Source organism: Citrobacter tructae, from assembly GCF_004684345.1.
Classification (GTDB): Bacteria; Pseudomonadota; Gammaproteobacteria; order Enterobacterales; family Enterobacteriaceae; genus Citrobacter; species Citrobacter tructae.
Genome location: NZ_CP038469.1, coordinates 3,732,372 through 3,750,792, shown reverse-complemented (window position 1 = coordinate 3,750,792; position 18,421 = coordinate 3,732,372). Strand labels below are relative to the sequence as shown.

General features: G+C 53.9%; 11 protein-coding genes. 3 read left to right on the top strand and 8 right to left on the bottom strand.

Annotated elements, in window-relative coordinates:
* Positions 1 to 97 precede the first annotated feature (97 nt).
* The gene (gntT, locus tag E4Z61_RS18545; protein ID WP_045448464.1) at positions 98 to 1,414 is read left to right on the top strand and encodes a gluconate transporter; all 1,317 of its coding nucleotides are present in this window, start codon (positions 98 to 100) and stop codon (positions 1,412 to 1,414) included.
* Between the two features lie 45 nt (positions 1,415 to 1,459).
* Here the strand turns inward: gntT and malQ are convergent, their stop codons facing one another.
* Positions 1,460 to 3,547, bottom strand: a complete 2,088-nt coding sequence (gene malQ / locus E4Z61_RS18540; RefSeq protein WP_135324037.1) for a 4-alpha-glucanotransferase — start codon at positions 3,545 to 3,547, stop codon at positions 1,460 to 1,462.
* Between the two features lie 9 nt (positions 3,548 to 3,556).
* Positions 3,557 to 5,950: a maltodextrin phosphorylase gene (gene malP / locus E4Z61_RS18535; protein WP_135324036.1), complete on the bottom strand. Its 2,394-nt coding sequence runs from the start codon at positions 5,948 to 5,950 to the stop codon at positions 3,557 to 3,559.
* Between the two features lie 630 nt (positions 5,951 to 6,580).
* Between malP and malT the strand changes: the two genes are divergently transcribed.
* Positions 6,581 to 9,286 (top strand): HTH-type transcriptional regulator MalT, encoded by a 2,706-nt coding sequence (malT, locus tag E4Z61_RS18530; protein WP_135324035.1) that lies wholly within the window; start codon positions 6,581 to 6,583, stop codon positions 9,284 to 9,286.
* 41 nt (positions 9,287 to 9,327) lie between these two features.
* Here the strand turns inward: malT and E4Z61_RS18525 are convergent, their stop codons facing one another.
* From E4Z61_RS18525 to glpE, 3 genes are all read right to left on the bottom strand, one after another.
* Complete coding sequence (locus tag E4Z61_RS18525) at positions 9,328 to 10,086, bottom strand: DeoR/GlpR family transcriptional regulator (RefSeq protein ID WP_003023499.1); 759 nt, start codon at positions 10,084 to 10,086, stop codon at positions 9,328 to 9,330.
* A 161-nt stretch (positions 10,087 to 10,247) separates the two neighbouring features.
* Entirely contained in the window at positions 10,248 to 11,078 is an 831-nt protein-coding gene (glpG, locus tag E4Z61_RS18520) for a rhomboid family intramembrane serine protease GlpG (RefSeq protein WP_135324034.1), read from the bottom strand.
* A gap of 75 nt (positions 11,079 to 11,153) precedes the next feature.
* Positions 11,154 to 11,480, bottom strand: a complete 327-nt coding sequence (gene glpE, locus E4Z61_RS18515; protein ID WP_135324964.1) for a thiosulfate sulfurtransferase GlpE — start codon at positions 11,478 to 11,480, stop codon at positions 11,154 to 11,156.
* 198 nt (positions 11,481 to 11,678) lie between these two features.
* Between glpE and glpD the strand changes: the two genes are divergently transcribed.
* Complete coding sequence (gene glpD / locus E4Z61_RS18510; protein ID WP_135324033.1) at positions 11,679 to 13,187, top strand: glycerol-3-phosphate dehydrogenase; 1,509 nt, start codon at positions 11,679 to 11,681, stop codon at positions 13,185 to 13,187.
* 36 nt (positions 13,188 to 13,223) lie between these two features.
* Here the strand turns inward: glpD and glgP are convergent, their stop codons facing one another.
* The 3 genes from glgP to glgC are packed head-to-tail and all read right to left on the bottom strand — an operon-like array spanning position 13,224 to position 18,419.
* Positions 13,224 to 15,671, bottom strand: a complete 2,448-nt coding sequence (gene glgP, locus E4Z61_RS18505; RefSeq protein WP_135324032.1) for a glycogen phosphorylase — start codon at positions 15,669 to 15,671, stop codon at positions 13,224 to 13,226.
* 19 nt (positions 15,672 to 15,690) lie between these two features.
* Entirely contained in the window at positions 15,691 to 17,124 is a 1,434-nt protein-coding gene (gene glgA / locus E4Z61_RS18500; RefSeq protein WP_135324031.1) for a glycogen synthase GlgA, read from the bottom strand.
* Positions 17,124 to 18,419: a glucose-1-phosphate adenylyltransferase gene (gene glgC, locus E4Z61_RS18495; protein WP_135324030.1), complete on the bottom strand. Its 1,296-nt coding sequence runs from the start codon at positions 18,417 to 18,419 to the stop codon at positions 17,124 to 17,126. Before glgC ends, glgA begins: the two co-directional genes overlap by 1 nt.
* Between the last annotated feature and the right edge of the window lie 2 nt (positions 18,420 to 18,421).

Genomic DNA, 18,421 nt, shown 5'->3' with positions numbered 1-18,421 from the left:
CATTGGTGCCGTACTAACTCTGTTCCCGGTCGGGACAATCGGAATTTGTCATCTAAACACTGACGTTACCCATAACAAAGTAAAGGCCAGGTAAATCATGCCATTAGTCATCGTTGCTATCGGTGTAATCTTGTTACTCCTCCTGATGATCCGTTTCAAAATGAACGGCTTCATCGCTCTCGTCCTGGTGGCGCTTGCTGTCGGATTGATGCAAGGGATGCCACTGGATAAAGTCATCGGTTCTATTAAAGCCGGCGTCGGCGGAACCCTTGGCAGCCTCGCCCTGATTATGGGCTTTGGTGCCATGTTGGGCAAAATGCTGGCAGATTGCGGCGGTGCGCAACGTATTGCGACCACGCTGATTGCTAAATTTGGCAAAAAGCACATCCAGTGGGCGGTGGTATTAACCGGTTTCACCGTAGGCTTTGCGCTGTTCTACGAAGTGGGCTTCGTCCTGATGCTGCCGCTGGTATTCACCATCGCTGCTGCCGCGAACATCCCGCTGCTGTATGTGGGTGTACCGATGGCCGCCGCGCTGTCTGTTACCCACGGCTTCTTACCGCCGCACCCGGGTCCGACCGCCATTGCGACCATTTTCCACGCAGATATGGGTAAAACCCTGCTGTTTGGTACGATTCTGGCGATCCCGACCGTCATTCTCGCCGGTCCAGTGTATGCACGTTTCCTGAAGGGTATCGATAAGCCAATCCCAGAAGGTCTGTACAGCGCAAAAACCTTCACAGAAGAAGAGATGCCGGGCTTTGGCGTCAGCGTCTGGACCTCTCTGGTTCCAGTGGTGCTGATGGCGATGCGTGCTATCGCAGAGATGATCCTGCCGAAAGGACACGCCTTCCTGCCGGTTGCAGAATTCCTCGGTGACCCGGTCATGGCAACGCTTATTGCCGTTCTGATTGCGATGTTCACGTTTGGTCTGAACCGTGGACGTTCGATGGATCAGATTAACGACACGCTGGTTTCCTCAATCAAAATCATCGCGATGATGCTGCTGATTATCGGCGGTGGCGGTGCATTCAAGCAGGTACTGGTAGATAGCGGCGTAGACAAATACATCGCCTCCATGATGCATGAAACCAACGTCTCTCCGCTGTTGATGGCATGGTCAATTGCCGCCGTACTGCGTATCGCGCTGGGTTCTGCTACTGTGGCAGCCATCACCGCTGGTGGGATTGTGGCTCCGCTGATTGCGACGACCGGCGTTAGCCCTGAACTGATGGTTATTGCGGTAGGTTCCGGTTCCGTCATCTTCTCCCACGTGAACGATCCAGGCTTCTGGCTGTTCAAGGAATACTTCAACCTGACCATCGGCGAGACCATCAAGTCGTGGTCAATGCTGGAAACCATTATTTCGGTATGCGGCCTGGTAGGGTGCCTACTGTTAAATATGGCAATCTGATGTAAAAAAGCCGGGTGGCGCTAGCGCCTACCCGGCTTGATTTCTTTATTTCTTCTTCACAACTGCCCTTCTACGTTTATCCAAATCCTTAATCAACTTGTTCACCCCATCATCGGCAAACATCGTCTCAAGAGTGGTCGTCAGCTTACGTCGCCAGTTTTTGTACTGGTCGCTGGTACCCGGAATGTTGACCGGTTCCGCCATATCCAGCCAGTCTTCCGGCTGCAGGCCCAGCAGCGCGCTGTTGCTGTCGGCAATGTAGCGCTGCATCCCGCGGTTGAGAATCGGCGTCATCGACATCAGCGACGCCTTGTGTCCGGTACGTTTCGGCAGGCAGCCGTATTTATGCAGTGCATTTAGCAGCCCCTGCTTCGCCAGCTCACGCTCCTGATATAAGCCACGCAGCACAACTTCGTCAGGGTACAGGCCCAGAGTTTTGCCGAGCGTCAGGTCGCCGCTGTCCCAATAGCCTTTAAGCGTAGGAAGGTCATGCGTCGCCGCGACTGCCATTGATTGTTCCGGGTACGCCTGCGGCGCGCGGAAGTTCTTCTCATGGTCATTCTCAAAATAGAGCACTTTGTAGGAGTACACGCCGCTGTCGCGCAGCTTGCTGACGATCTCTACCGGCACGGTGCCCAGATCTTCACCAATCACCATGCAGTGATGACGTTTACTTTCCAGCGCCAGAATAGAAAGCAGATCGTCAACTGGATAATGCACGTAGGCACCTTGGTCAGCAGTTTCGCCGTAAGGGATCCACCACAGACGCAGCATCGACATCACGTGGTCGATACGCAGCGCGCCACAATTCTGCATATTGGCACGCAGCAACTCGATAAACGGTTCGTAAGCGCGTGCGGTGATAATATGCGGATCCATCGGCGGCAGGCCCCAATTTTGCCCGAGCGGCCCGAGAATATCCGGCGGTGCGCCAACGGACGCTTTCAGGCAGTAAAGCTCACGGTCACACCAGGTTTCCGCCCCCCCCTCTGCCACGCCAACCGCCAGGTCGCGGTACAGCCCGATAGGCATCGCAAAGCCCTGACTGGTTTCCCAGCAGGCAGCAAACTGGGTATATGCCAGCCACTGTAACCACAGGTAGAAATCCACCTCATCGCGGTGCTCTGCGCAAAACTGTTTCACTGCCGGCGAGTCCACCGACTGGAAGGCTTCCGGCCACACCGGCCAGCCCCAGCGCAATGTGTCTTCTTTCACCTGGTGCGCATGCAGCGCATCAAACGCCGCCTGCCAGTACAGACTGTCACCTTCCTGAGCTACAAACTGACGGAATGCCGCCATCTGTTCATCATCGCGGGCAGAGAAGCTTTTCCACGCCATATGCAGCGCGGTCATCTTCAGCGTGGTAACGGCAGAATAATCAACCCACTCGGCATCCCGCGCGCGTTGCAGAACTTGCTGCGTCGCGGGTTTCTGCCACCAGGCCTGTGCTTCTTTACTCAGACGGAAATCGTCTACTGCGTTTACATCAATATAAATCACGTTCAGCCAGCGGCGTGAAGACGGGCTGTACGGGCTGGCGCTCTCCGGGTTAGCCGGATACAGCGCATGAATCGGGTTGAGGCCGATAAACGCACCGCCGCGTTTCGCGACTTCCGGCAGCATCGCCTTCAGATCGCCAAAGTCGCCAATCCCCCAGTTTTTTTCTGAACGCAGGGTATAAAGCTGCACGCAGGCTCCCCACAGCTTCTGCCCGGCTAACAGCGCCTGCGGTTCATAACAGCGCTTCGGCGCGATAATGATGCGGCAATAAGTACGCTGCTCGCCCTGAGTCAGAGTCAACGTGTGATACCCTTCCGGCAGCTTCGCCGGCAGGTGAAAAGATTTACCGCCAGTGGCGTGCCCTTTGTGCTGAACGCCCTCTTCGGTAGTCAGCAGCCAGTGAAATTCGCCGCTGCCTTCAACTGCCAGCGGCATTTTTTTGCCCGCAGTATAAACCATGACATTCGGCACCGGGGTCACCGCCACCTGAGTGGCGGCGGTGGTGCGATGCATGGCGTCAAGCAAACGCCGCTTGGTTTCGGCGCCAATAGACTGCGGTTTACCGTGGGCATTGATATAATTGGGGCTAATCCCCGCCGCCAGCGCGGCATTATCCAGACGTTTGCTTTCCATCGCGATTCCTTAGCGTTTCGCCTGCCAGATACGAGCCTGATAATCGCGGATGGAGCGATCCGAACTGAACATGCCGCAACGTGCGGTATTCAGAATCGCCGCCCGGGTCCAGGCTTCCTGGTCACGGTACAACACATCAACCTGCTTCTGGGCTTCAACGTAGGCTGCGAAATCGGCCATCACCAGATACGGATCACCACCCTGCTTACCGATACTGTGCAGCATCTGGTCAAAGGCGTGTTTGTCACCGCCGCTGTATTTCCCACTTTCCAGCTCTTTCAGAACAGCATCCAGCACTTTGTCTTTCTTACGCCATTTCACCGGGTCATAGCCTTTCGCTTTCAGCGCTTTGACCTCTTCCACGGTATGACCAAAGATAAAGATATTTTCGTCACCCACCTTCTCGGCGATTTCGACGTTAGCGCCATCCAGCGTACCGACGGTTAACGCACCGTTCAGCGCCAGCTTCATATTCCCGGTGCCGGAAGCCTCTTTCCCTGCAGTCGAGATCTGCTCAGAAATATCCGCCGCCGGGATCAACATTTCCGCCGCCGAGACGCAATAATCCGGCAGGAAGACGACTTTCAACTTGTCCCCCACTTTCGGGTCGTTATTGATGGTTTCCGCCACCTTGTTGATAGCGAAGATGATATTTTTCGCCAGGTAGTAACCCGGAGCGGCTTTCGCGCCAAACAGGAATACGCGCGGCACGCGATCGGCCTGCGGGTTCTCGCGAATTTCTTTGTACAACGCCAGAATATGCAGCAGATTCAGGTGCTGACGTTTGTACTCATGCAGACGTTTGATCTGAATATCAAAGATAGCGTCGGTTGTTATCTCAATACCGGTACGCGCTTTAATATATGCCACCAGACGCTGTTTGTTTGCCAGCTTGATGTCACGGTACTGCTGGCGGAATTTGGCGTCGTCGGCGTATTTTTCCAGATTAATCAGTTGGTCGAGGTCGTTGGCCCACTCTTTTTTCAGCGATTTATCCAGCAGCGCGGCAAGCGCTGGGTTGCACTGTTTGATCCAGCGACGCGGGGTAATCCCGTTGGTGACGTTATGGAATTTGTTCGGCCACAACTGGTGATATTCCGGGAACAGATCCTTCACCACCAGCTCGGAGTGCAGCGCCGCCACGCCGTTAACAGCGAAACCGCTAACTACACACATGTTGGCCATGCGCACCTGCTTGTTGTGCACCACCGCCAGCTTCGCCCAGACGGCAGCATCGCCCGGCCAGGTTTTATCGACCAGTTTCTTAAAGCGGTCGTTAATCTCTTTGATGATTTGCATGTGTCGCGGCAACAGCGCTTTGATCAGCTTCTCATCCCAACACTCCAGCGCTTCCGGCATCAGCGTATGGTTGGTGTAGGCGAAGGTCTTGCTGGTAATGGCCCACGCGTCATCCCAGCTCATCTGGTGCTCGTCAATCAATACACGTAGCAGTTCAGGGATCGCGATGGTCGGGTGAGTATCGTTCAGTTGAATGACTTCGAAATCAGCAAGCTCATGCAGTTTGCACCCCGCCAGATGGTGACGGCGCAGAATGTCGGCCACGGAGCAGGCGCACTGGAAGTACTGCTGCATCAGGCGCAGTTTTTTCCCCGCCGTGTGGTTGTCATTCGGGTACAGCACTTTGGTCAGTTTTTCGGCGTCGATCCCCTGCTGCTCTGCGCGCAGGAAATCACCATCGTTGAATTTGGTCAGGTTAAACGGATGCGCATGGCTGGCCTGCCACAGACGCAGTGGTTGCGCCACGCCGTTGCGGTAGCCGAGAACAGGCAAATCCCAGGCCTGACCGGTAATGATAAATCCAGGCTCCCAGTGGCCTTCTTTGCTGACTTTACCGCCAATACCGACCTGCACATCCAACGCTTCGTTGTGACGGAACCATGGATAGCTGCCACGATGCCAGTCGTCCGGAGCTTCCATCTGTTGACCGTCGACAAACGACTGACGGAACAAACCATACTGGTAATTCAGGCCATAGCCCGTCGCGGATTGACCCACCGTTGCCATCGAGTCGAGGAAGCATGCCGCCAGGCGTCCCAGTCCACCGTTACCCAGCGCCGGATCGGTTTCTTCTTCCAGCAGGTCGGTCAGATTGATGTCGTGCGCTTTAAGCTCATCGCTCACCCCCTGATACCAGCCCAGGTTGAGCAAGTTGTTGCCGGTCAGACGGCCAATCAAAAACTCCATCGAAATGTAGTTAACATGACGCTGATTTTTTGCCGGTTTCACCGCAGGCTGGGCGCTGAGTAATTCAGCCAACGCCCCACTCACGGCCTGCCACCACTGATGTGAGGTCATTTCATGAGCCGACAGTAAACCAAAGCGCTGCCACTGACGTGTCAGGGCCGCCTGAAAGTGATCTTTGTTGAAGGTTGGCTGTGACATAGAGGTTCCAGATCCTTAGGTAATAAACAACGTTATCGCTAGTTTGCCAGGCTCATTGTTGACCTTCCTCATCCTGGTGAGGATTAGGCAGGGAGGAGGAGCGGGGATGAGCATAAAAATGTGATCATCGCCACTTAAAGGAGGGGTAATTACTCGTAGATACGCAAAATACCCATATAAAACCCCTGCAAATATGACAGGGTTTTCGCATTAACGAAAAGGGATTAACCAGACAATATCAAATTGCGGGATAAGGTTGAGAAAAAATATGTAAACAGAGAAATAGTTTCTAACCTGAAATACGTATAGCGATTAAGAGATTTCACACGAAAGTTTTAAGTCGATCGCAAATACCGCCGACATTCTCCAGGACAATTCAATAACCATAAAAAAATGAGGTCAATTTTCACAGCCGTAAAAATAACGGTGAACCCAGTCGCCACGCCCTTTGTGGCCCCTAAGAGCAATTATTGCAATAGATGTATAGAATTGTGACATAGTGCAAATTCAGACACACAAAAAGTCCGCTTAGCTTGCATAAAATGATTTTCTGGCCGACCTTATAACCATTAATTACGAAGCGCAAAAAAAATCATTTTCCCCATTTTCACACAGTGAAGTGACAAACTTATGTTGATTCCGTCCAAATTAAGTCGTCCGGTTCGACTCGACCATACGGTGGTTCGTGAGCGCCTGTTGGCTAAACTTTCCGGCGCGAACAATTTCAGGCTTGCCCTGGTAACAAGTCCTGCTGGTTATGGAAAAACGACGCTGGTTTCACAATGGGCGGCGGGGAAAAATGAATTGGGTTGGTTCTCACTGGATGAAGGTGATAACCAGCAGGAACGTTTTGCCAGTTATCTGATTGCCGCGATCCAACAGGCGACGGGTGGACACTGCACCACCAGCGAAGCAATGGTGCAAAAACGCCAGTATGCCAGTCTGACCTCGCTGTTTGCACAGTTGTTTATTGAACTGGCCGAGTGGCATCGTCCACTGTACCTGATCGTGGATGATTACCACCTGATCTCCAATCCAGCTATTCACGAAGCGATGCGTTTCTTCCTGCGCCATCAGCCTGAGAATCTCACGCTGGTTGTGCTGTCGCGTAATTTGCCACAACTGGGAATTGCCAACCTACGTGTGCGCGATCAGCTGCTGGAAATCGGCAGCCAACAACTGGCGTTCAACCATCAGGAAGCGAAACAATTCTTCGATCGCCGTTTGTCTTCCCCTATCGAAGCGGCGGAAAGCAGCCGCATGTGCGACGACGTCGCGGGCTGGGCCACTGCATTACAGCTGATCGCCCTTTCCGCGCGCCAGAACAATCATTCCGCACACCAGTCGGCACGACGTCTGGCAGGGATCAACGCCAGTCATTTATCGGATTATCTGGTCGATGAAGTGCTGGACAGCGTGGATCTCAGTACCCGTCATTTCCTGTTGAAAAGTGCCATCCTGCGTTCAATGAACGATGCACTGATTGCGCGAGTCACCGGTGAAGAAAACGGCCAAATGCGGCTGGAAGAAATTGAGCGCCAGGGATTATTCCTGCAGCGGATGGATGACACTGGCGAATGGTTTAGCTACCACCCGCTGTTTGGCAACTTCTTACGCCAGCGCTGCCAGTGGGAACTGGCGGCGGAACTCCCCGAAATTCATCGCGCCGCCGCAGAAAGCTGGATGGAACAAGGTTTCCCCAGCGAAGCTATTCATCATGCGCTGGCGGCAGGCGACGCCCATATGCTGCGTGATATCCTGCTTAATCATGCGTGGGGGCTGTTTAACCACAGTGAACTGGCGCTGCTGGAAGAGTCGCTGAAAGCCCTGCCGTGGGAAAGCCTGCTGGAAAATCCGCGCCTGGTTCTGCTACAAGCCTGGCTGATGCAGAGCCAGCACCGCTACAGTGAAGTGAACACCCTGCTGGCACGCGCAGAGCAAGAAATGAAAGGCGACATGGAACAGACCCTGCACGCAGAATTTAACGCGCTGCGTGCTCAGGTGGCAATTAATGACGGGAATCCTGATGAAGCCGAGCGTCTGGCAAAGCTGGCGCTGGATGAGTTGCCGATCGCCTGGTTCTACAGCCGTATCGTCGCCACCTCGGTGCACGGCGAAGTCTTGCACTGTAAGGGCGATCTGACTCGCTCATTGTCGTTGATGCAGCAAACCGAGCAAATGGCACGCCACCATGATGTCTGGCATTACGCGCTGTGGAGTCTGATCCAACAAAGCGAAATTTTATTCGCCCAGGGCTTTTTACAAGCTGCCTGGGAAATCCAGGAAAAAGCGTTCCAGCTGATCAAAGAGCAGCACCTGGAACAGCTGCCAATGCACGAATTTCTGGTGCGTATCCGCGCACAATTGCTGTGGGCGTGGGCGCGCCTGGATGAAGCTGAAGCGTCTGCCCGCAGCGGTATTGAACTTCTTTCCACCTTCCAGCCGCAGCAGCAGTTGCAGTGTCTGGCACTGCTGGTTCAGTGTTCGCTGGCGCGGGGCGATCTGGACAATGCCCGCAGCCTGCTTAACCGCCTGGAAAACCTGCTGGGCAACGGACATTATCACAGTGACTGGATTTCCAATGCCGATAAGGTGCGGGTGATTTACTGGCAAATGGTGGGTGACAAAAACTCGGCCGCCAACTGGCTGCGCCACACACCAAAACCAGAGTTCGCCAATAACCACTTCCTGCAAAGCCAGTGGCGCAACATCGCCCGCGCGCAGATCCTGCTGGGTGAGTTTGAACCGGCTGAGATTGTGCTGGAAGAGTTAAACGAAAATGCGCGTAACCTGCGCCTGATGAGCGATCTTAACCGTAACCTGCTGCTGTTGAATCAGCTGTACTGGCAGGCAGGACGTAAAAATGATGCGCAGCGCGTATTACTCGACGCACTGCAACTGGCTAACCGCACCGGGTTTATCAGCCACTTTGTTATCGAAGGCGAAGCCATGGCGCAGCAGTTGCGCCAGCTGATTCAGCTCAATACGCTACCGGAACTCGATCAGCATCGCGCCCAGCGCATTCTGCGCGAGATTAATCAGCATCATCGCCACAAATTCGCCCATTTTGATGAAGGGTTCGTTGAACGTCTGCTGACCCATCCCGAAGTCCCCGAACTTATCCGCACCAGCCCGCTAACCCAGCGTGAATGGCAGGTGTTAGGGCTGATTTATTCGGGCTACAGCAACGAGCAGATCGCCGGAGAGCTGGCGGTGGCGGCGACAACAATCAAAACGCACATCCGCAATTTGTACCAAAAACTCGGCGTCGCACACCGCCAGGATGCGGTGCAGCATGCGCAGAAACTGCTGAAGATGATGGGGTATGGCGTTTAGTTAATGCCTGATGCGCTACGCTTACCAGGCCTACGGTTAACTTAGCACAGCTCCAGCTGAATATGGTGGTCGGCAATGACCTGCATCACGCCAGCGGGCGGCAGGGTGTCGGTGTACACGGCATCCACCATGCTGATACTACCCATATTCACCATCGCGTTACGACCAAACTTCGAATGGTCCACCACCAGCATCACATGGCGTGAATTCTCAATAATGGCGCGTTTGGTGCGAACTTCGTGATAATCAAACTCCAGCAATGAGCCATCACTGTCGATACCGCTGATCCCCAAAATACCGAAGTCCAGACGAAACTGTGAAATAAAGTCGAGGGTGGCTTCACCCATAATACCGCCGTCGCGGCTACGCAGCTCGCCGCCGGCCAGAATAATGCGGAAATCCTCTTTCGCCATCAGCGTATTAGCAACATTGAGGTTATTGGTCACAATGCGCAAATTGCTGTGATTGAGCAGCGCGTGGGCGACCGCTTCCGGCGTGGTGCCGATATCAATAAACAGCGTCGAGCCATTCGGGATCTGCGTGGCAACTTTGCGGGCAATGCGCTCTTTTTCCGCCGTCTGCGTCGCTTTACGGTCATGCCACGGAGTGTTGACCGAGCTGGATGGCAACGCCGCGCCGCCGTGGTGGCGCAAAATCATGTTCTGATCGGCCAGATCGTTAAGATCACGGCGAATCGTCTGCGGGCTGACGGAGAAATGCTCCACCAGCTCCTCGGTACTGACGTATCCCTGTTTTTTTACCAGTTCAATGATCGCGTCATGTCGTTGTGTTTGTTTCATTATAAGTCCCTGAAAATTTAGAATTCGTCTATCAGGCGTTATCGTTGCAGACCGTTTGGCCATGACCAGCGCGCAGAAACCGCAGCGTACTTACGGTACGTGAGAATTTCGAGCACTGCCCTAGCTCACACGGGCAAATAAGATAGCCTGTAGGCGAACTTCTACGTTCGTTTTCGCACATGAATAGTATCAGCAAATGCCATTGCCAGACCCACGGCCAGCCCGGCGATATGAGCGCCGTTCGCCATCGACATGCCGAACAAATCAAACCAGCCGGCAACAATCCAGATCAAGGCAAAGATAATCAAACCACGCTGCAGGAAAATACCGCTTTGCGGATCGCGCTCACCGCGCAGCCACACATAACCCATCAACGCATACACCACACCAGACAATCCGCCAAACCACGGGCCGCTGAACTTCTGCTGCACGTAGCCGCTCAGCAGTGCGCTGATAACGGTAATAACGATCAGTTTTCCGCTACCCAGTCGCTTTTCCACCGCTCCGCCGAGATACCACCACCACAGCAGGTTGAAGAGAATGTGCATCAGCGAGAAGTGCATAAAAGCGTGAGTGAAATAACGCCAGAATTCAAATTTTAACGTAGGGTCGAATGGCCACGCTAACCACAACATTATCGCCTGATCGCCCACCACGTTCATGGCGATAAACACCAGCACGCACGCGGCCATCACAGCCCAGGTTACCGGGCCGGCGCGTTCGCGCAACGTGGCAAGAAACGGAAAACGTTGATAGTGCAGGCCGCTATCAGTTTGACCGGACTGCCAACTGGCCGCCAGATAACGCGGATCGCCCGGGTTTTCCAGAAAGCGCGCCAGTTCAGCGCGCACGCGTTCAGCCTGGGATTCATCCGCCAGCCAGACATCCGTTTGATTATGTTGTTGAATCGTCAGGATAACGCCCTGTGTCGCCATATAATCAACAAAGGCCTGCGCCACACGAGGGTTAGCAAAAGAGGTAATCATCAACATCGTTGCTGTCGCTTATTCCACACAAAAGAGGACAGTATATCTACACTACCCGTTTCAGGCTGCATCTTTGTTGGTTTACGAGCCGTATGCCACTTCCGCAGGAAAATGACGATGCCAGGCGTCAAAACCACCGTCAACACTGTAAACCGCGTCATAGCCCTGTTGAAGCAGGTATTGCGCCGCGCCTTTGCTGCTGTTGCCGTGGTAACACATCACCAGCACGGTGGTATCGAAATCATGGTCGCGCATAAACGACCCTAGTGTGTCGTTAGTCAGGTGAAACGCCTGTGGAGCATGGCCCATGGCATAGCTTTGCGGATCGCGGATATCCACCAGCACCGCCGTTCCGTGCAGCAGCTTCTGATGGGCTTCTTCAACATTGATACATTCAAACTGATCCATGGTGTTCTCTTCTTTATATTGCAGGTGATGCTTTGCAAGCATGTTACTTCTTAGTGTACGTCCCGACGGCAATTAAACGCCATAATGTTATATGTATCACTGTAAATTGTTTATCCGATGTTACCAATGGCGCGATTCTTTGCTATTATGCTCGATAACGAACATTAATGAGCTATAACGAAAGTGCGAGAGGCCAGCATGGAAACCAAAGATCTGATTGTGATAGGTGGAGGCATCAACGGTGCCGGTATCGCGGCAGATGCCGCTGGACGCGGTTTATCCGTGCTGATGCTGGAAGCGCAGGATTTAGCCTGTGCAACCTCCTCCGCCAGCTCCAAACTCATCCACGGTGGCCTGCGCTACCTGGAACACTACGAATTCCGTCTGGTCAGCGAAGCGCTGGCTGAACGCGAAGTATTGTTGAAAATGGCACCGCATATCGCCTTCCCGATGCGTTTTCGTCTGCCCCATCGCCCGCACCTGCGTCCGGCGTGGATGATCCGCATTGGTCTGTTTATGTACGATCATCTGGGCAAACGCACCAGTTTACCGAGTTCTACCGGTTTGCGTTTTGGCGCAGATTCCGTGATGAAACCTGAGATTGTGCGCGGTTTCGAATATTCTGACTGCTGGGTGGACGATGCACGACTGGTTTTGGCAAATGCCCAAATGGTCGCACGTAAAGGCGGGGACGTTTTAACCCGTACTCGCGCCACCTCTGCACGTCGTGAAAATGGTCTGTGGATTGTCGAAGCGGAAGATATCGATACCGGTAAAAAACACACTTGGCAGGCACGCGGTCTGGTTAATGCCACCGGTCCATGGGTGAAAGAGTTTTTCGACGACGGTATGCATCTGCCATCGCCATACGGTATCCGCCTGATTAAAGGCAGCCACATCGTGGTGCCACGCGTCCATACCCAGAAACAGGCTTATATCCTGCAAAACGAAGATAAACGCATTGTGTTTGTCATTCCGTGGATGGATGAGTTCTCGATCATCGGCACTACTGACGTCGAATACCAGGGCGACCCGAAAGCGGTGAAAATTGATGAAAGCGAAATCAATTACCTGCTGCAGGTCTACAACGCGCACTTCAAGAAACAACTGGGCCGCGATGATATCGTCTGGACCTACTCGGGCGTGCGTCCGTTGTGCGATGACGAGTCCGACTCGCCGCAGGCTATCACCCGTGATTACACGCTGGATATCCATGACGAAAACGGCAAAGCGCCGCTGCTGTCGGTCTTCGGCGGCAAGCTAACCACCTACCGTAAGCTGGCTGAGCACGCGATGGAAAAACTGTCGTCGTACTATCAGGGCATCGGTCCGGCGTGGACCAAAGAGTGCATCCTGCCCGGTGGTGACATCGGCGGTGACCGTGAAGATTACGCGGCAAAACTGCGCCGTCGCTACCCGTTCCTGACTGAATCGCTGGCGCGACATTATTCTCGCACCTACGGCAGCAACACCGAATGGATCATCGGCGAAGCGACCTCAATTGCCGAGTTAGGCGAAGACTTCGGTCACGAATTCTTTGAAGCCGAGTTGAAGTATCTGGTCGATCACGAATGGGTACGCCGCGCAGACGATGCGCTGTGGCGTCGCACGAAAGAAGGTATGTGGCTGAACGCCGAGCAGCAATCGCGCATGACCCAGTGGCTCGCGGAATATGTTGAGAAGCGCCAGTTGTCGATGGCGTCTTAAGAAAAAATGCCCGGTGTACTCCACCGGGCATTTTTATTACAACCTGACCGAATCAATATGCCAGATGTGTTCGGCGTACTCTTTGATCGTTCTGTCCGACGAGAAGTAACCCATGTTGGCGATATTAATCATCGACTTGGTGGTCCACTCTTCCGGGCGGCCATACAGTTCGTCAACCTTGTCCTGGCAATCAACATAGCTGCGATAATCTGCCAGCACCTGATAGTGATCGCCAAAGTTGATCAGCGAGTCCACAAGGTCACGATAGCGTCCCGGCTCCTCAGGGCTGAAGACCCCGCTGCCAATTTGCGTCAGCACCTGATGCAGTTCTTCGTCTTTCTCGTAATACTCGCGCGGTTTGTAGCCCTGGCTGCGTAAGGCTTCAACCTCTTCCGCCGTATTACCGAAGATAAAGATATTCTCTGCGCCTACATGCTCCAGCATCTCGACGTTGGCACCATCCAGCGTACCGATGGTCAACGCGCCGTTCAGGGCAAATTTCATGTTGCTGGTGCCGGACGCTTCCGTCCCGGCCAGCGAAATCTGCTCAGACAGGTCGGCGGCAGGAATAATCACCTGCGCCAGGCTGACGCTGTAGTTCGGGATAAACACCACCTTCAATTTGTCGCCAATTTGCGGATCGTTGTTGATCACTTTAGCGACATCGTTGATCAGGTGAATAATGTGCTTTGCCATGTAATAGGCGGAAGCTGCTTTACCGGCGAAGATATTCACGCGCGGCACCCACTCGGCGTCAGGATCGGCCTTGATACGGTTGTAGCGGGTGATCACATGCAGCACGTTCATCAACTGGCGCTTGTACTCATGGATACGCTTGATCTGCACATCAAACAGCGATTTCGGGTTCACCACTACGTTCAACTGCTGGGCAATAAGCGTTGCCAGACGCTTTTTGTTCTCCAGCTTCGCATGGCGTACTGCCTGATTCACCAGCGGGTAATCACAGTGCTGTTCAAGCTCGCTGAGCTGGCTGAGATCGGTACGCCAGGTACGGCCAATGTTCTCGTCCAGCACCTTAGAGAGCGGCGGGTTTGCCAGCGCCAGCCAGCGACGCGGCGTCACACCGTTGGTAACGTTGCAAAAACGCGTCGGGAAGATCGTCGCAAAGTCAGCAAACAACGACTGCACCATCAGGTTGGAGTGCAGCTCAGAAACACCGTTAACCTTGTGGCTCACCACCACCGCCAGCCATGCCATACGTACACGGCGACCGTTAGATTCATCAATGATCGAGGTGCGTCCCAGCAGACCGGTGTCGTTCGGATACTGCTCTTGCAACGTCTTCAGGAAGTAGTCGTTAATTTCAAAAATGATTTGCAGATGACGCGGTAGAATTTTGCCCAGCATATCGACGGGCCAGGTTTCCAGCGCTTCGCTCATCAGCGTGTGGTTGGTATACGAAAACACCTGACAGCAGACCTCAAACGCGTCGTCCCAGCTAAACTTATGCTCATCAATCAGCAGACGCATCAGCTCAGGAATCGACAGCACCGGGTGGGTATCGTTGAGGTGAATGGCGATTTTATCCGCCAGGTTATCGTAGGTTTTGTGCAGCTGATAATGGCGGCTCAGAATGTCCTGGATCGTCGAGGAGACCAGGAAGTACTCCTGACGCAGACGCAGTTCACGCCCGGAATAGGTGGAGTCATCTGGGTACAGTACGCGGGAGACGTTCTCGGAGTGGTTTTTATCTTCCACCGCCGCGAAGTAGTCGCCCTGGTTAAATTTACCGAGGTTGATCTCGCTGCTGGCCTGAGCGTTCCACAGGCGCAGCGTGTTGGTGGCGTCAGTATCGTAACCCGGGATAATCTGGTCATAAGCCACCGCGAGGATCTCTTCGGTCTCGATCCAGCGCATCTTCTTGCCTTCCATCTGAACACGCCCGCCAAAGCGCACTTTGTAGCGCGTATTGTGGCGTTTGAACTCCCACGGATTACCGTATTCCAGCCAGTAGTCAGGAGACTCTTTCTGCCGACCATCAACAATGTTCTGTTTGAACATGCCGTAATCGTAGCGAATACCGTAGCCACGCCCCGGCAGACCTAACGTTGCCAGCGAGTCGAGGAAACAGGCCGCCAGACGCCCGAGACCGCCGTTGCCGAGGCCGGGGTCATTTTCTTCGTCGATCAGATCTTCGAGATCTAACCCCATACCTTCCAACGCATTTTTGACATCGTCATAAATCCCCAACGATAACAGTGCATTGGAAAGCGTGCGGCCAATCAGAAACTCCATTGACAGATAATAGACTTGGCGAGTTTCCTGGGATAATTGCGCACGGTTAGAACGCAGCCAGCGCTCCACGAGACGATCGCGCACCGCGAATAACGTGGCGTTAAGCCACTCATGTTTGTTGGCAATGACCGGATCCTTGCCAATCGTGAACATCAGCTTGTAGGCGATAGAATGCTTAAGAGCCTCTACGCTGAGTGTGGGCGATGCATAACTAAATGGAGCATTCATATAGGTGATTCCTGGATATCTATTTCAAGCGATAGTAAAGCTCACGGTAGGACTTCGCCGCGACTTGCCAGCTAAAATCCATTGCCATTGCCTGACGTTGTACAAACCGCCAGAGCGAAGGGCGAGACCACAACACGAAAGCACGCCGGATCGCCCGTAACAGCGACCAGGCATTACTATCTTCAAATACAAACCCACTGGCGATACCGTCCGCCAGGTTTTCCAGCGAACTGTCAGAAACTGTATCAGCCAGCCCACCGGTGCGCCGCACCAGTGGCAGCGTACCGTACTTCAGTCCATATAATTGCGTCAGGCCGCACGGCTCAAAACGGCTGGGCACCAGAATAACGTCGGCCCCACCCATGATGCGGTGTGAGAAAGCCTCGTGATAGCCAATCTGCACGCCGACCTGGCCTGGATGCTCTGCCGCTGCGGCGAGGAAACCTTCCTGTAGCACGGGATCACCCGCGCCGAGCAGGGCCAATTGTCCGCCTTGCTCCAGTAATCCGGGCAACGCTTCCAGCACCAAATCCAACCCTTTCTGGCTGGTCAGACGGCTGACTACTGCAAAAAGCGGCACCTTGTCGTTAACCTTAAGCCCCATGGCAATCTGCAGCTGACGCTTGTTCTCTGCTTTATCTTCCAGCGTATCGCGGGTATAGCGCGACGCCAACAGCAGGTCCGTTTCCGGACTCCAGATATTTTCATCAACACCGTTCAGCACGCCGGAAAGTCGCCCCTCACGGTGACGCTGCTGCAACAACCCTTCCATCCCATAGGCAAATTGTGCTTCGGTGATTTCACGCGCATAGGTCGGGCTCACCGCTGTAATATGGTCGGCGTAGTACAACCCTGCCTTCAGGAATGAAATCTGTCCTTTAAACTCCAGCCCATGCACATTAAAGAACGACCATGGCAATTGGATGTCATCCATATGCTTTGCATAAAACATGCCTTGATAGGCCAAGTTGTGCACAGTGAACACCGATTTCGCCGGGTGGCCGCGTGCCGCCAGATATGCCGGGGCCAGACCTGCATGCCAGTCGTGCGCGTGCACCACATCCGGGCGCCAGAATGGGTCAAGACCGCAGGCCATTTCACATCCGACCCAGCCGAGCAGCGCAAAGCGCAGGACGTTGTCGGTGTAAGCAAACAGGTTGGTGTCGTGATACGGACTGCCAGGGCGGTCATAGAGATGCGGCGCATCAATCAGGTAAATGCCAACACCGTTGTAATGTCCGAACAGCAGCGTGATCCGGCCCGCGAAGGTATCCCGACGCGTTACCACCTGCGCATCAGGAATGCCGCGACGAATATCAGGAAACGCCGGGAGCACCACGCGGGCATCCACACCATCTGCAATTTGTGCAGCGGGCAGCGCCCCAAGAACATCTGCCAGTCCCCCGGTTTTTAACAGGGGGAACATCTCTGAACATACGTGTAAAACCTGCATTATCGCTCCTGTTTGATCTGCAGTTTGCGCAGCATTTCACGCGTGACCAGCACAATGCCTTCCTCTGAGCGGTAGAAGCGACGCGCATCTTCTTCCGCGTTTTCGCCAATCACCATGCCTTCAGGGATAATACAGGCGCGGTCAATGATGCAGCGGCGCAAGCGGCACGAACGCCCTACCCACACTTCTGGTAATAACACTGCCGAATCAATGTTACAGAATGAATTCACGCGCACCCGTGGGAACAAAACGGACTGCACCACCACCGAACCGGAAATAATGCATCCGCCGGATACCAGCGAGTTCAGCGTCATGCCGTGGCTACCGGAACGGTCCTGCACAAACTTCGCCGGCGGCAGTGATTCCATATGCGTGCGAATCGGCCAGTCCTGATCGTACATATCCAGTTCAGGCGTGACCGAAGCCAGATCGAGGTTCGCCTTCCAGTAGGCTTCCAGCGTCCCAACGTCGCGCCAGTACGGCTCAGATTCCGGGTCGGACTGTACGCAAGACTTAGGAAATGGATGCGCATAAGCCATGCCAGCCGCGGTGATTTTCGGGATGATGTCTTTACCGAAATCGTGGCTGGAGTTTTCATCAAGATCATCTTCTGCCAGTAATTCATACAGATAATCGGCGTCGAAAACATAGATCCCCATACTGGCGAGAGATCGGGTTGGATCGTTTGGCATGGCCGGTGGGTTAGCCGGTTTTTCAACGAACTCGATGATTTTATCGGTATCGTCCACGTCCATGACGCCAAATGCGCTGGCTTCTTCAATCGGCACTGGCATACAGGCGACGGTGCAGCGCGCGCCTTTCTCAACGTGGTCGATCAACATGCGCGAGTAGTCCTGCTTGTAGATATGATCGCCCGCGAGGATCACCACATATTCCGCTTTATAGCGTCGAATGATGTCCAGGTTCTGCGTCACCGCATCTGCCGTTCCGCGATACCAGTTTTCACCCTGCATCCTTTGCTGGGCGGGCAGCAAATCGACAAACTCGTTCATCTCCTCGCTAAAAAAAGACCAACCGCGCTGGATATGCTGTACCAGCGTGTGCGACTGGTACTGCGTGATCACGCCAATACGGCGGATCCCGGAGTTAAGACAGTTGGATAAAGCAAAATCGATAATGCGGAACTTACCGCCAAAGTGTACGGCTGGCTTGGCGCGTTTGTTGGTTAAATCTTTCAGGCGTGTCCCGCGGCCACCGGCCAGGATTAGGGCAACAGATTTCAATGGCAGCTGGCGCGCCAACATTACACGATCGTTCTTATCTAAACTCACCATGA

Excerpts from the sequence above, each read along its gene's own strand:
- glgC (WP_135324030.1), bottom strand. The coding sequence starts at position 18,419 with ATGGTGAGTTTAGATAAGAACGATCGTGTAATGTTGGCGCGCCAGCTG.
- E4Z61_RS18525 (WP_003023499.1), bottom strand. The coding sequence starts at position 10,086 with ATGAAACAAACACAACGACATGACGCGATCATTGAACTGGTAAAAAAA.
- glgP (WP_135324032.1), bottom strand. The coding sequence starts at position 15,671 with ATGAATGCTCCATTTAGTTATGCATCGCCCACACTCAGCGTAGAGGCT.
- glpD (WP_135324033.1), top strand. The coding sequence starts at position 11,679 with ATGGAAACCAAAGATCTGATTGTGATAGGTGGAGGCATCAACGGTGCC.
- glpE (WP_135324964.1), bottom strand. The coding sequence starts at position 11,480 with ATGGATCAGTTTGAATGTATCAATGTTGAAGAAGCCCATCAGAAGCTG.
- malP (WP_135324036.1), bottom strand. The coding sequence starts at position 5,950 with ATGTCACAGCCAACCTTCAACAAAGATCACTTTCAGGCGGCCCTGACA.
- gntT (WP_045448464.1), top strand. The coding sequence starts at position 98 with ATGCCATTAGTCATCGTTGCTATCGGTGTAATCTTGTTACTCCTCCTG.
- glpG (WP_135324034.1), bottom strand. The coding sequence starts at position 11,078 with ATGTTGATGATTACCTCTTTTGCTAACCCTCGTGTGGCGCAGGCCTTT.
- malT (WP_135324035.1), top strand. The coding sequence starts at position 6,581 with ATGTTGATTCCGTCCAAATTAAGTCGTCCGGTTCGACTCGACCATACG.
- malQ (WP_135324037.1), bottom strand. The coding sequence starts at position 3,547 with ATGGAAAGCAAACGTCTGGATAATGCCGCGCTGGCGGCGGGGATTAGC.
- glgA (WP_135324031.1), bottom strand. The coding sequence starts at position 17,124 with ATGCAGGTTTTACACGTATGTTCAGAGATGTTCCCCCTGTTAAAAACC.